The organism is Hafnia psychrotolerans, assembly GCF_014639435.1.
GTDB classification, from domain to species: Bacteria; Pseudomonadota; Gammaproteobacteria; order Enterobacterales; family Enterobacteriaceae; genus Ewingella; species Ewingella psychrotolerans.
In genome coordinates this window covers 50,131-64,652 of the sequence record NZ_BMFZ01000010.1, presented here as the reverse complement: position 1 = coordinate 64,652, position 14,522 = coordinate 50,131, and the positions used below count along the sequence as shown (strand labels likewise).

Below are 14,522 nucleotides of genomic sequence, written 5' to 3'. Positions count from 1 at the left end.
AACACCGCACGCAGATCAGCTTTTCGTCACCCGTGACCCGTGTTCATCAGTGACAATTTCACCGTCTTCTTTGATAAATATTAACGTTTTTTTTCACGCGTTACTGTTGGCAGCACATGCCTTTACCTTGATTCAGACGTTTAGCTAGCCGAGCAATTTCGACAAACTGGCATGCTGAAATCTGCTCAAGGATAGTGTCGGCCCAAATAGGCAGATGTGGCGAGAGTCGATAATGAATCCATTTACCTTCACGACGATCCAGCAATAAACCGGACTCACGAAGCATGGCAAGATGGCGAGAGGTCTTAGGTTGTGCTTCCTGAATGGCCGTCGTGATGCCACAGACACACAACTCACCGGTTTCCCGAAGTAATAACATGATGTTAAGGCGCGTCTCATCTGACAAAAGTTTGAAGAATTGAAGCGGCGTTAGCTGAGACATATAAACCCCCGTGGTTGAACCGAAGATACGACTCAGCGGGATAGTGATGTCAAAAATATATATGGAATAACGAATATATTATGTTTCTAAAACACAGAACGGACATGAAACGGGCAGTCATTAACCTCTGCCACAGGGCGGTATTGGCAAAAGCAGTCAGGAAGGAAACGTTGTGCAGAATATGAGGATGGCAGGCCGTGCTGACTAGCACGTCTGCCCTTTCGTCATTAGCGTTTACGCCACACCGTTAGCTGCGCCACAGTATGTTGATATTTGCGTGCCGTTTCGCGGATCACAAAAGGCACATCCACAGGTGCCTGGACTTCGGTAAAATCAGCCGCCAGCAAGCGTTGCAGTGCCTGATACGTGGTGAGTGCTTCACCATTTTCTCGTACACCACCTATCCAGTTACCTTTCGGCGTGAACTCTTCCAACCAGGTATAGGGTGATGACAGTATCAACAGACCGCCGGAAGAAAGCATCGACGCAATATCCTGCAAAAAGCGTTTCGGATCGCGCAACCGGTCGATGAGATTTGAGGCCAACACGAGATCGTAAGGATTTTTTTGCGGTTTCAGGTTACAGGCATCACCTTGCATAAAGCGCACTTTTCCCGCCTGCTCGGCACTGATTCCAACATCCGACAATCTCGCCTGGCAATACTCCATCAGATCACCCTCTTCTGGTATCAGATAACGCAACGTCTCGCCGCTGGCCAGAGATAGCGCTACGTCGATAAAACGCGCAGAGTAATCCATGCCGGTCACCTGATCGAACAGGCGTGCCAGTTCGAAGCTGGCGCGGCCGGTAGCGCAACCGATATCCAGTACGCGATGACGCTTTTCGCACAGTTTTTCAGCGATATCCACCAGGGCGCGGGCATAGTTATTCACGCCGAAATAGCTTTCCCCATATTGAAAATCAAGGTATTGCGATACCAGCGTGTCCGTTTCATAGGGGTTTACGACCAATTTCTCCTGATGCGTTGATACGACATAGCGAAACCCCGCATGCTGGAAGAAGTGACGGCGGAAAGCATAGCGTGCAGAACGCAGCGCTTCGTTGCCGGTGGAGATCCAGCTGCCACCTTTGATGATCGAATGCTTGCCATCAAAGGTCGGCGTCGAGAAATCGTCATACAGTGGATGGACGCGGAAACCGTCAAAACCGCCTATTGGCGTCGTCGTCCACTGCCAGACATTACCCACTACGTCGTAAAAATCACCTTGAGGAAACTGGTCTATCGGGCAGGAAGAAGCCCACCATGACAGGTTGATATTGCCAGGCGCCAGCTGCCAGTCAGGCTGATCACCCTCCACCTGCTCACGCAGTAGGTACCATTCTGCTTCGGTGGGTAGCTGGATTGACTTACCCGTCTCATCCGCTTTCCAACGGCAAAATGCGGCAGCTTCCAACTGATTAACTTCAGCAGGCCAGTCCCACGGCATTGGAATTTCCTCGGTCATAAGGCGCAACCTGAGCTCCTCCGGCTGCACCAAAGAACCGACCCAGAATGTTGGTATGGTGGCACCAGAAAAATCGCGCCAGCCCTGACCTTCGTCATCCCACCACTGTGGATTCTGATAACCGCCGGCCTGCACAAACTCGAAAAACTCCGCATTGCTGACCAGCATCTTGCTGGCTTTAAAGGGTTTCACATCGCAATGCGCGGTGCCGTATTCATTGTCCCAGCCGTAGGTATCGTCCCTTTTCCCTAACGTTAACTGCCCACCTTGCAGCGTAACCAGCGAATTTGGCGGCACGGTAGTGCGGTCTTCACGGACATGAGGGCAAGCTGGCCAGTGCGCCTGAGGTTTTACCCATTCGACAGGCAACTGGCGAATCAGCACGCTGGATGTCTCAAGGTGAATACGCTCATGCTCGATGCCCATCAAGATAACCCATGCAGGGCTTTCCCAACTGAGTGGCAGAGACAGGGGCATATTTTCAATAAAATCAATTAAAACGGAGCGAACTTTGCGGCGATAATCGCGTAACTGCGCGACACCCGGCCAACTGTATTCGCTGTTATCGAGGTCATCCCAGCTCATTTCATCCACGCCAATCGCCAGCATGGCCTCAATACCGTCATCAATACGCTGAGAAATCAAACCGGCAGCCATCAGCTTATTGATGTAAAAAGTGGCGGTATGACCGAAGTAGAAAATCAGCGGATGACGCAGGGAGATAGCTTTATTAAAGTAAGCGCGCTCATCGTCCAGGCAATCGAACAGGCTTTCGTACAGGTTCCAGGTCTGGTTAAAGTACTCAAGAATTTCATGACGTTTTTCGACAGCGCTGCTTCCGTTCAGACATAATGTTTGCGTCGGCTCAGGTAACCCGGTTGTGGTTATTTTTAGGGGATTCATGGATATTTCCTTTGTTATCTGACGAAGCAAATGAACTGCAAAGTGTAGCATTTATTCATTTAATCATGCTTTCATGAGAAATTTCGACACAATTCAATCGGTATAATGACCGATTAATCGAGCATAAACAGCAGGGAACGCTCAGTAAGTTGCAAGGGTTCACCATCAAAGCGATGACGCAAAGACTGGTAGGATCCCGCAGAGATAATACGTTCGATATCGGCGGACAATGTGTCCAGTGCCTGCTTCATTTGCGGCAGATAATCATGCGTGTCATACACCCGGTCGATGCCTTCCAGTGAATGGTTCATTATTTTACGCGCGACATCGTTGGCAACACTGAGTGATGCCAGTTTTGAACGGGCAGTACGGCGCAGATCCCTTGTGGTAAACGGCTCGATACCCGGCCCTCTTTCAGCACGGACCACGCGCCGCAGCGCCTGAGTGATCGCGCCACGCGACAGCGGTTTTTGCCCATCGGCAGGCGATGGCACCAACCAGGGACTGTCGGTCGGGCTGGCTTTAAGCAGCGCTTGAATACAGCGGATCATCAAAGGTGTCAGCGGCAAACTGTGGTCACGCCGCGATTTATTGCGCAAACCCTGCCGCCATATGCCGATGCGTAAATGAAACTCCTCTTTGCGCGCGCGCACGACTTCATCAGGGCGTCGTGCAGTGAGCAAACAGAGACGCAGCGCCCAGCGGCACTGCTCTGAAATATCCCATAAATCAAGGCTATGCCAGAAAACCCAGATTTCCGCATCGGTCAGCGAACGCTCGCGTGGAGGCGTATTACGCCCGCCGACATCGCGACGTTTCATCGAACCGATCGGCGAATGCTCCAAATATCCCTGGATTTCAGCCCAACTTAGAAACTGTTTACACAAAGCAAAAACACGTTTAGCTTCGGCAATTTTCCCCTCTGCCAGCAGCACGTTAAACAAGCGGTTGAGCCGAAGGCGGCTAACTTTATTGAGCGGCAACTGACCGATCGCTGGCAGTACGTGATTGAGTAACGAGGATACCGCGATCTCCGGACGCCGGCGGGTGATCATCAGCGACAGCTTTATCCACACCTTCATTGCCTGCTCGACGGTCGCGTTGATTTCTTCGTCAGCGTTGTCAAGTTCTGCCAGTGAAGCATTTTTGATCTGCATAAGAAAATGGATCACATGACGGCCAACCTGTTCGGCGGCGATATCGGGTTCGGTCACAGCAGTATTCATTCTGGCGATTTCAACAGGGCTAAAGTCCGGGTGGCAGTTATAACAATTCAGCGGATCAGACGCAAAAGCTTTATGACTCCAGACCTATTAAGTCTGGAGTCATAAAGAGTGCGGAGAATGAAAAATAGCAATGCTATGCCTGTCATTTTAGCCAATGTATTCTGGAGGAAATCGTGTTAATTGGGCTTTGTTGAATAAATCAGATGTAGATAAAAAATCCGCTAGTGACTCACTTTCTCAAGCCACCCGTACACTTTTTGGTATACCTACACGTGTGATGCATGGATCGTCGCCATCACCTCTCCATCCTGAGCAGAGTAACGTCATCTCGCCATGTCAGATGGCTACCGAACACCGGTTGTTAATCTATTACCCGACAGCGTATCGTTTTCAGCATTGGGAATAATAATATAAAAATAGCCGTATTAATTTATAACTTCGAGCTAAAGGTGCATAGTGAGCGGTTAAAAATAATTTAATATAATCACTTCATTGCTAACTTTCTTATTTTTCATGACTATCACTTGATGATTCAGACATTAAAAAACCAAAAAATGAACGTATGCCTATATTTAAAACATTGAATTGACCGCCGTTGAAAATTCAAATTTTCCCCGGAGAGGTGGAGCAAGAAAAAAAGTGAAAGTGATGGTGATAATAGTCATGTTTATATACCTTTGAGGCTTATCGCCGGGCTAAATCCGTTGACGTTCTGCATAGTACCAAGATTCAAACGCATCCGGCACTAATGGCTTTGAGTAAACATACCCCTGTACCTCATCGCAGCCTAATGAGCGTAATATGTCCACCGTCAGATCATCTTCCACCCCTTCAGCTAACACCTCATAGTCAAGTTGTTTAAGGAGCTTGATAACATTACGAACGATGATCAGACTGCCTTTATCTGTGGAAATATTTAAGATAATAGAACGATCGAGCTTAATAATATCCATCGGGATCTGACGTAAGTAATTAATATTACTGTGGCCTGAACCAAAATCATCCAAAGATATCTTGAATCCCCGCAGCTTGAGCATCTCCAGTCCGTGAAGAGCAGATTCGCTTTCGAGCATCTTCTCCGTTTCTAAGCACTCCACTCCCAGCATGGCGGGATCAAGTCTGGCATTACGCATTTTTTGCGCAAGTATGTCGGCAAAATCAGGGCGGGAAAAGTCACTGGCCGACAGATTGATGGAAATGGGCAGAGTAAGGCCTTTATCACACCAGAGGCGTTGTTGTTTGATCGACATATCGATGACCCAGTCCGTCAATTCTCTCATCAGTCCGGTTTTTTCGACCAAAGGGATGAGTAATCCGGGCAATATTTCGCCCATTTTCGGATGTCGCCATCTTAGCAGCGCCTCAACACCGGTCACTTGGCCAGTAACCAGTGAAACCTTCGGTTGGTAAACCAGGTAAAGTCCCTGCTCTTCTTGAAGCGCCGTTTTCAGATCAGTCAGGAGGTTGAAATCATTCTTTTTCTGGCGATCGACCTCCACATCATAGGTCATAAACCTGTTGCCCTGCCTGATCCCTTCATGAAGTGCGCTGATTGCACGTCGCAGGATCTCACCCGGCATCAATATCTTAGTGCAGGGGCCTGAGTCGCCGATATGGATATTCAAGTCCAGCGGAATTTGTGGGTTCATTCTCGCCTGGATCCCCTGCAATTTTACGGAGATATTTTCTAGTGTGATGTTTTCTCCAGCAGTTATCAGGAAGGCAAACCGCCCCGTAGCGACAGCATAAAGTAGCCCTGGTAAATTCAATACACTTTGAACTTGTACCGCCATGTCCCGGAGTAAATCCTCAACGACGGTCATCCCAAGCGAGCGAGCCATTTCATAGGCAAAGGGCATATCAATGCAGTCAATAATTGTCAGCTTGAAAGGAGCGTCATTCAACGAAGCAATATCTTTTAGCAAGCGCTGCCGGTTTGGCAATAAGGTGACAATATCGACATAACCGATGGTATGCCAGGAGGCGATAAAACCAGAAACAAGCTCGGCCATTTTTTCAAAAATATCGACCTGCTCGTCAGTGAGTGTGTGCGGTTGAGTGCTCAGGATACATAACGTGCCTATGATAACGCCCTCTCGGGTTCGAAGGGGGCATCCGCCATAAAAACGGATATGTGGTGCATGCTTTACCAGTCGATAATCTTTAAAATTAATATCTTGCAATGTGTCAGAGCAAATAAGCATTTTGCCTGCATTGACCGTGTGCACACAGAAAGCGTCGCTCAAGCTCGTTTCTGTGATTGAAGTATTCTGCGCGGATCTTATATGTTGTTTTTCATCATCCAAAACGGAGACAAAGCAAATAGGCACGTTGAGTAGTATGCAAGCCAGACGGGTGTAGTTCTTCACGGCCTCGTCCCGCTCCTCATCATGATTTATAAGAGCATTGATCACGGCATGTTTTTTGATCTCACCACAGTTCAAATGCGTCAACATAGTCATCCCCCCAGTCCAGTAAACTTTTTACACCACGACACGAGTGATGATAGCCGTATCATGCAGAACAAAACTGTCACTTTTTCGCATATTGGTGGAGTAACTCACTGAACTGAGCGGCATCAAGCGGTTGGCTCAGATAGTTTCCCTGCACTATCTGACAACCAGCCCGTATCAGATGATCAAGCTGATTCTGCGTTTCCACGCCTCCCGCCGACGTCATCAGGCCCAGCTGTCTGCCCGAAGCCACTATGGCACTCACGAGCTTAGTGACCCGCATATTGACATCTATATCGTGAGTCAGTCGTTTGTCGATCTTGAGAGATGAAACGAATTCCTGGCACAGCAGACTAAGTGCCGCAGTATGTTTCCCAAAGTGATCGACAGTGATTTGCACACCTAAATGGTTTAATGCATGAAGCCTTTCCTGCATGATCACGTCGGTACTGACCAGGACAGCTTCATCTACCTCAAAATTAATGAAGGATGGCGTGGAGTGAATACCGACGGTTTCACGAACACAGTTGACCAACCCATCATGGAGAAGTTGCGAGGTAAATAGGTTTATGCTGCACGTTAAAAAAGGATATTCACGGCACCATTGATTCATTTGAGCAAACGCTTCTTTGATGATCCACTCTCCGACATCCCCAGAAAACGGGCTAACGCTCAGTGTTTCAATAAAGGAAGACGGCTTCAACATACCGCGAGTGGGATGAGCCCAACGTAAGAGAACTTCACAACCCGCAAGCTGAAGCGAGTCGCTGAAAAATTTGGGCTGATAAGCCAGAATAAACTCTCGCTTAATCAGCGCCTGATTAAGCTCATTTTCAAAGGTTCTTTTCGCCTTGTCTACTTCACGAAATTCCGGAATAAATAGCTCATAACGTCCTTTCCCGTTAGCTTTCGCACGGTAAAGAGCAAGGTCTGCAGCCTTCATGACGTCACGTTCATCCTTGCCATGCGTTGGATATTGAGCAATACCCAAGCTGGCTCTTATTTCTATAAGGGTTTCCTCATAGTAAACGGGTTTCAGCAGCCGCTGGAGGAGGCTTGAAGCCATGGTGTCGATGCTATCTTCGTAGGCACCCGCAAGCAATATCGCGAACTCATCGCCGCCAAGCCTTGCATTGACCACCGCATCTTTGCAAATATCTTCCAGCAAAGACGCCACACGACAGAGCACCATGTCTCCCGCCGCATGCCCATAGCCGTCATTAACCGCTTTAAACCCGTCTAAATCGAGTAGCAATATGGTGAAGGGCCTATTATTGGCGATTTTCAAAGCAAGCTGGCGGTACCAGGCAGCCCGATTAGCAAGACCCGTTAACATATCAAGGGATGCGAGGCGAAAAAGGCGGGCTTCGCTTTCATGACGCTCGGTGACATCTCGGACAATGATGCCTATGCTGGTTCTGTCCCCATCCTGCCAGGCGGACAATGACACCTCAGCCGGAAACTCGACGCCCTCTTTTCTCAGTCCACGTAGCGGAAAGACCTTTCCTTCCAGGGCAGAACCTTGCCCATGACGAAGCTTGAGAAACTCCTCTTTGTAAACAGGGATATCTTGCACCGAAATGATTTTTGCCGTCATTTGGCCCAGCATTTCAGAGGGTTTATAGCCAAACATTTTTTGCGCCGCCGCATTCCAGAACGTGATCCCCTGACTGATGTCAGAACAGATAATGGCATCGGGAGAGGTTGACGCAATACTTTCAAATCGCTGTTGGCTGACACTGCGGAGAGACTGAAGACGGTGGAGTTCCATTCTATCCATGACTAAGGCCGTGAGATCGATCAGATTTTGTTCTTCACTTCGACTTAACCCATCTCTTGGCACACTATCAATGATACAAACAGTTCCCAATCTATCACCTGTTGCCGTAACCAGAGGCTTACCAGCATAAAAGCGGATAAAAGGGTAACCCAGCACCAAAGGGTTGGTGGCGAAACGAGGGTCTTTTAGCGCATCAGAAATAAGCAGAATATCGTCCTGCGCTATTGCATGACTGCAAAAAGAGACTTCGCGTGCAGTTTCACAAATAGAGATACCTTGACGGGATTTAAAGAACTGCTTATTGCGGCCCACTAGCGTAATCAAGACGATTGGCACCTCAAAAAGCCTCGCCGCCAGCGCGGTCAGTCGATCAAACGCTTCTTCAGGTGGCGTATCGAACAGCTGAAATTCTGCCAGGGCATGTAGCCGCTTGTTTTCTTGTTCTTGCTGGCTGTCAGCTATTTTCACGGCAGGGCCTCTGGGTTACATTACAGGTAATATACACACTATCATCCACTCTCAAAAATTGTAGAATACCCCTTTAAAGTACTTACTCTGTGTTCATATAGCTCACTATGCCATATCAATTTAGGGATAACGCTCAGTTAACGATAGTTGCCCTGACGACTCTATGCCATAGATCAACTGGACTTATATATAAGCATTTAAAATATAGAATCATTAAATCAGGAAAGAGCCTGGATTGGTCGGAATTAACCGTTCTCACAAAGATGAAATCAGTGTCCTGCTGCTCATTGGCTAGTGCAGATTCTTTTTAAAGGTTGCGAATGCCTTGTCATACATCCAATAACTCACTGGCAGGTCTACGTTTCCGGCTTACACGCAATGCATCAACGACCAGTGAGAATGCAGGGGAATGCTGTTTGCGACTAGGATAATATAGGTAGTAGCCAGGAAAAGGCCTGCACCATTGCTCCAGTGCGCGAACCAGACGACCGTCTTCAATATGTGCTCCAAACTCTTCTTCTGGCAAAAAAGCAATTCCGAGTCCTGCAAGCGCCGCATCAACAATATGTTCCGTTGTATTAAAAATAAGCTGCCCGCTGACGCGCACATTAAGATCGCCGCCATCCTGATCAAAATCCCAAACATATAACCCGCCAGACCTAACCATGCGTTGATTTATGCACAAGTGTCGAGTCAATTCATGGGGTGTCTTTGGGGCCGGATAACGCGAAAAATAATCCGGAGATGCCACGGCGGCCATACGCAATTTAGGACCGATAGGTACTGCGATCATGTCTTTATCAATGGTGTCACCCAGTCTAACGCCTGCATCAAAACGGTCTGCCACAATGTCACGGAAACCATGGTTGGCATAATAACGTACCCGCCGTGTAAAATTTTCAGCAAGAGATCATTAAGCGATGGCGGATAAACGCTATTGCTCTTTTCATCTTTCTTTCACTTTTCAATTTATGACGTTATTCCTACGAATAGCGTTCGGCCCCGGCTTGTTTGAAAACAGCCGGGGATTATTCGGAGTCAGCAATTTATGCCCAAATTATCGAGTGGTACACCACGTCACAAAGAACGCGCGTACTGGAGCGGCGTATTTGCCATGACGTTGTGCGTCTTTGCGCTAATTGCTTCGGAATTTATGCCTGTGAGCCTGCTGACGCCTATATCAGAAGATTTAGGCGTCAGTGGGGGACTGGTTGGTCAGGGAATCGCTATTTCCGGCGCGTTTGCGGTATTGACGAGTCTGTCCATTTCTACACTAGCCCGGGCTCTCAATCGCAAGATATTACTGTTGGGTATGACTGCGTTGATGGCATTTTCCGGAGCCATTATCGCGCTTGCACCCAGTTATCTGATTTACATGGCTGGCCGTGCCCTGATTGGTATTGCTATTGGTGGGTTCTGGTCTCTGTCTGCCGCTACCGCTATTCGCCTGGTTCCACAGCACCGTGTTCCTCATGCACTGGCTATTTTTAACGGTGGCAACGCGCTTGCAACCGTTATAGCTGCACCACTTGGTAGCTATCTGGGTTCTGCCATCGGTTGGCGAGGGGCGTTTCTTTGCATCGTTCCGATCGCGGTAATTGCCTTTATCTGGCAGTGGTTCAGCCTGCCTACAATGACAACGGATAAAAACGATAAACGTACCGACACTGTTTTCCGTCTTTTTACTAACCCGCTTGTAACTGTTGGTCTTGCGGCCTGCGGATTGTTCTTTATGGGACAGTTTTCTTTGTTTACCTATCTGCGTCCATTCCTTGAAACGGTAACTCAGGTGAATATCACCACGCTGTCGCTCATTTTGCTGACCATCGGTGTTACTGGCTTTATTGGTACCTTGGTGATTGGTCTATTTTTGAAGTCCGCCTTTTATCTCACGCTTATTACCATTCCCTTGCTGATGGCCGCAATAGCCGGAGCGCTGATCGCCTTTGGAAACAGTATATGGATTGTTGTACCACTGCTGGGTTTATGGGGATTAATCGCCACTGCTGCACCCACAGGTTGGTGGACATGGATCGCCAGAACAGTGCCGGAGGATGCGGAGGCAGGCGGTGGTCTGATGGTTGCCACCGTGCAACTGTCAATCGCAATAGGCTCTACCCTCGGTGGTTTTGCCTTTGACCATAGCGGCTATCAAACCACTTTCACCATCAGCTTCATTTTATTAATGATAGCGGCTGCCCTGACTTTATTGACGTCACGTAAAGATATCTACCCAACCCACTGAGGATCATCCAATGAGAATATTTACCATGCTACTAGGGCTGTTAATCAGCTCGTTTGCTGCAACAGGAGCGGATATATCTAACGGAGCAAATAATTTTTACAAAAGCGATAAAGTCACCTTGCAAAAGGTAATCTTTAAAAACCAGTATCAAATGAAGGTCGTCGGTAATCTGTTTATGCCGAAAGGGATGGATCAGAACGCTAAAAGTCCCGCTATTGTCATTGGTCATCCGATGGGGGCTGTAAAAGAACAAAGCTCAAATTTATATGCCCAGAAGCTGGCGGAACAAGGATTTGTAACGCTGGCAATTGATCTTTCCTTCTGGGGAGAAAGTGACGGAAAACCCGGTCATCTGATTTCCCCGGAAATATATGCGGATGATTTTAGTGCCGCAGTTGATTATCTGAGCACTCAGCCTTACGTTGATGCAGAGAAAATTGGCGTGCTGGGTATTTGTGGTAGCGGGAGCTTCGCTATCAGTGCTGCCAAAATTGACCCGAGAATGAGGGCAATTGCTACAGTCAGCATGTATGACATGGGGTCTGTTTTTCGCAATGGTCTTAATCATTCGTTTATGCTTGAACAGCGTGAAGCGTTTATTAAGTCTGCTACAGATCAGCGCCTTGTCGAATTTAAGGGTGGAGAAACTGCCTATATTCCAGGAACTGTTAACAAGCTTGATGATTCCACATCTGCGGTTCAGAGAGAATTCTTCGATTTCTACCGCACGCCGCGTGGTAGTTATACGCCACTGGGTGAGAAAGAAGAACTGACTACCAAACCGATGTTAAGCAGCATAGGGAAGTTTATGAACTTCTATCCCTTCAACGATATCGAAACGATCTCGCCACGCCCGATGCTGTTCATCACCGGTGATCAGGCGCATTCGAAAGAATTTAGCGAAGATGCTTACAAACGTGCCGGACTGCCGAAAGAGTTGTACATCGTGCCTGGTGCTGGCCATGTGGATTTGTACGATCGTACTGACATGATCCCTTTTGCTAAGCTGACATCATTCTTTAAAACTAACCTAAAATAATGCCCAAAGCCGCATCCTGAAGGGTGCGGCTAACCTTCGCAGGATTCATCGTATGAAATATCTGAGCACTTTAATACCGATCCTGCTTTTGGATTTTACTGTTACAGTCAATGCCGACACGGCTATGATCCCACATATTAAAGAGAACGTGATGACGATGACAATGAACATTAATGAGCAGCAATTTGAAGTCAGACTTCACGACAATCCAGCAGCTAAAGCCTTTGTTAATACTTTACCTTTACAACTTGAAATGGATGAGTTGAATGGTAATGAGAAATTCGCCGACCTTCCTCATACGTTCCCTTCCAGCCCGGTGCGACCTGGGACCATTCAGAACGGCGATCTGATGCTATACGGAACGCAAACGTTGGTTTTATTCTATTCATCATTTGAATCCTCATATCGTTATACCCCCATTGGGAAAGTGATTAATCCAGAAAACCTCCCCGCCCAGATGGACAAAAATAAAATTTTGGTTAGGTTTAACGATCATTAAAAAAACGATGTTTAGAGCCTTGGAATATATTTACTCTCTCTGATACCGGCGCAGGGCATTGATCACTTTTTCAAAAGCGACGAGTAGGTGTTGTCTGCTGGGATAATAAAGATGATATCCCGGAAAATATGGACTCCAATCTGCTAATACTAGAGATAACTCGCCTGATTCGATGTATTGTTCCACCACATTATAAAGAACATAAGCTAACTCGATCTCCTCTACGGCAGACTGAAGCATTATCTGGCCTAAATATTAATAAATGCATGACACTAAGACGGTCTACTCGATCAGGGGAAATAATGAGAATGACCCATTTTGTTTGCGCTGCGGCGTTCACTTTCCTGACCAGCACAGCGATGAGCGCACAGGCCAAAAGTTTCAGTGAAGCCGACTGTCTGGCCATGCAGCAAACACACATCGGCGCATCGCAAATTGGTCTGCCAACTCACGGTGCCGTCATATATTCTGCAGCCATGGTCGGCCAAGCCAGCGAAAGACACTGTCAGCTCGAAGGGGCGATCAAGCCCGTTGACCCCACGGCACCGGATATTAATGCCCAAATTAATCTGCCGCTGATTTGGAATGGTAAGGTATTACAGCTGGGCGGCAGCGGGTTTAATGGTGCAGTCCGTAAAACGGACACCGCGCGCTTTTCGCCCGTAGCCATTCCGGGCGTGCTTAAACAGGGCTATGCCACCTTTGGCAGTGACGCCGGGCATCAGGGTGGGATCTCCGACGCCTCATTTGCGATGAATGATGAAGCCTGGAAAAATTTCACCGGTGCGCAACTGAAAAAAACCCACGATCTGGCTGTTACGCTGGTTCAGCAGGCGTATGGCGCTAAACCAAAGCGGATGTATTTTCAGGGAAACTCTCAGGGCGGCCACGAAGCACTGGCTGTCGTTCAGCACTATCCACAAGACTATGATGGGGTTATTGCCATTCACCCCGTTTATAACTTCATCGAATTACACGTGGCGGGCTCGCTGTTAGGTCAGGCCATTTATAATGCGCCGGGTGCCTGGATCTCTCCCGCGAAAGCCGCGCTGATTTCCAACGCAGTGTATGGGGTATGCGATCAACTGGATGGCCTCAGCGATGGTGTCATCGCAAACATAAAAGCCTGCGACAACACCTTCCGTCTTGCGGGCCTGCGCTGTCGCGATGGAAAAGATCATGGACCGACCTGCCTGTCAGATGTACAAATATCGCTGGTGCGAAAAATGACCCAGCCCCAGCCACTGGGTGTCAACCTGCCCACCGGCAACCATTTTGCCTCTTGGCCTATATTGCAAGGTGCTGATGCGCCAACGCTGGTGAGCATGTTTGGTACGGGGGTTAACCATTCAAAAGCCATTGTTGCCGCTGAGTTAAACGGTCAAACCGGTCCGCAACCGGGTACGGCTCCGGCACCGGCCAATTTGATCATATCGTTCCCTTACATCATGGCTGACCAAATTGTACGTTACGCTGTCACGCAAAATCCCAAATATGACACTTTATCGTTCAACCCGGCAACGTATCAGGCGCGGTTGCAGGAATTAGCCTCGCAGGCCGATGATGCTGACCCGGACATTCGCGCTTTTCAGCAACGCGGTGGCAAACTCCTGCTGATGCACGGCTCGATAGATATGTCTGTTCCTCCGGCAAATACGATAGCCTACTATGAAAAATTGCAGGCACGCTTCGGCGACAAAGATCTACATCAGTTTGTTCGTTTCTATATTGCACCGGGTTTTGCGCATAACAGCGGCACTTTCGCGGTCAGCTGGGATTCTCTGGGCGCGTTGGATAACTGGGTCGATAAAGGCATCGCGCCAGGTACGCAAAAAATCATCGACACTCGTTTGACGACCGCCGGGCGGGAACGTCCTTTGTGCGAATATCCACAATATCCGCACTACCTGGGACATGGCGATAAAAATTCAGCCTCAAGTTTTCGCTGCGTGTTGGAATAGCATGCTACCCAACGGCATCAAGCCAGGCCTTGCAAAGCGG

The 14,522-nt window shown here is 48.3% G+C and carries 9 protein-coding genes and 1 pseudogene; 4 read left to right on the top strand and 6 right to left on the bottom strand.

The window, feature by feature from the left end:
• Positions 1 to 100: 100 nt before the first annotated feature.
• The 6 genes and pseudogenes from IEV89_RS17060 to IEV89_RS17035 form a co-directional block, all read right to left on the bottom strand.
• A complete protein-coding gene (locus tag IEV89_RS17060; protein ID WP_188474725.1) occupies positions 101 to 442 on the bottom strand; it encodes a metalloregulator ArsR/SmtB family transcription factor in 342 nt (113 codons plus the stop codon).
• A 227-nt stretch (positions 443 to 669) separates the two neighbouring features.
• Complete coding sequence (gene ovoA, locus IEV89_RS17055) at positions 670 to 2,811, bottom strand: 5-histidylcysteine sulfoxide synthase (protein ID WP_188474724.1); 2,142 nt, start codon at positions 2,809 to 2,811, stop codon at positions 670 to 672.
• Positions 2,812 to 2,924: 113 nt separating this feature from the next.
• Positions 2,925 to 4,037: a tyrosine-type recombinase/integrase gene (locus IEV89_RS17050; RefSeq protein ID WP_188474723.1), complete on the bottom strand. Its 1,113-nt coding sequence runs from the start codon at positions 4,035 to 4,037 to the stop codon at positions 2,925 to 2,927.
• A gap of 695 nt (positions 4,038 to 4,732) precedes the next feature.
• Positions 4,733 to 6,493 carry a sensor domain-containing diguanylate cyclase gene (locus IEV89_RS17045; protein WP_188474722.1) on the bottom strand — a complete coding sequence of 587 codons (1,761 nt, stop codon included), beginning with the start codon at positions 6,491 to 6,493 and terminating at the stop codon, positions 4,733 to 4,735.
• Positions 6,494 to 6,569: 76 nt separating this feature from the next.
• A complete protein-coding gene (locus IEV89_RS17040) occupies positions 6,570 to 8,738 on the bottom strand; it encodes a putative bifunctional diguanylate cyclase/phosphodiesterase (RefSeq protein ID WP_188474721.1) in 2,169 nt (722 codons plus the stop codon).
• Positions 8,739 to 9,066: 328 nt separating this feature from the next.
• A pseudogene (locus IEV89_RS17035) lies at positions 9,067 to 9,621 on the bottom strand (LysR substrate-binding domain-containing protein); the annotation flags it as partial.
• Positions 9,622 to 9,786: 165 nt separating this feature from the next.
• Between IEV89_RS17035 and IEV89_RS17030 the strand changes: the two are divergent.
• The 4 genes from IEV89_RS17030 (at position 9,787) to IEV89_RS17015 (ending at position 14,482) form a co-directional block, all read left to right on the top strand.
• The gene (locus IEV89_RS17030; protein ID WP_188474720.1) at positions 9,787 to 10,983 is read left to right on the top strand and encodes an MFS transporter; all 1,197 of its coding nucleotides are present in this window, start codon (positions 9,787 to 9,789) and stop codon (positions 10,981 to 10,983) included.
• Positions 10,984 to 10,993: 10 nt separating this feature from the next.
• The gene (locus tag IEV89_RS17025; RefSeq protein WP_188474719.1) at positions 10,994 to 12,022 is read left to right on the top strand and encodes an alpha/beta hydrolase; all 1,029 of its coding nucleotides are present in this window, start codon (positions 10,994 to 10,996) and stop codon (positions 12,020 to 12,022) included.
• 52 nt (positions 12,023 to 12,074) lie between these two features.
• Positions 12,075 to 12,521, top strand: a complete 447-nt coding sequence (locus tag IEV89_RS17020; RefSeq protein WP_229746512.1) for a cyclophilin-like fold protein — start codon at positions 12,075 to 12,077, stop codon at positions 12,519 to 12,521.
• Between the two features lie 302 nt (positions 12,522 to 12,823).
• On the top strand, positions 12,824 to 14,482 hold the full coding sequence (locus tag IEV89_RS17015) for a tannase/feruloyl esterase family alpha/beta hydrolase (RefSeq protein ID WP_229746511.1): 1,659 nt from the start codon (positions 12,824 to 12,826) through the stop codon (positions 14,480 to 14,482).
• Positions 14,483 to 14,522 lie beyond the last annotated feature (40 nt).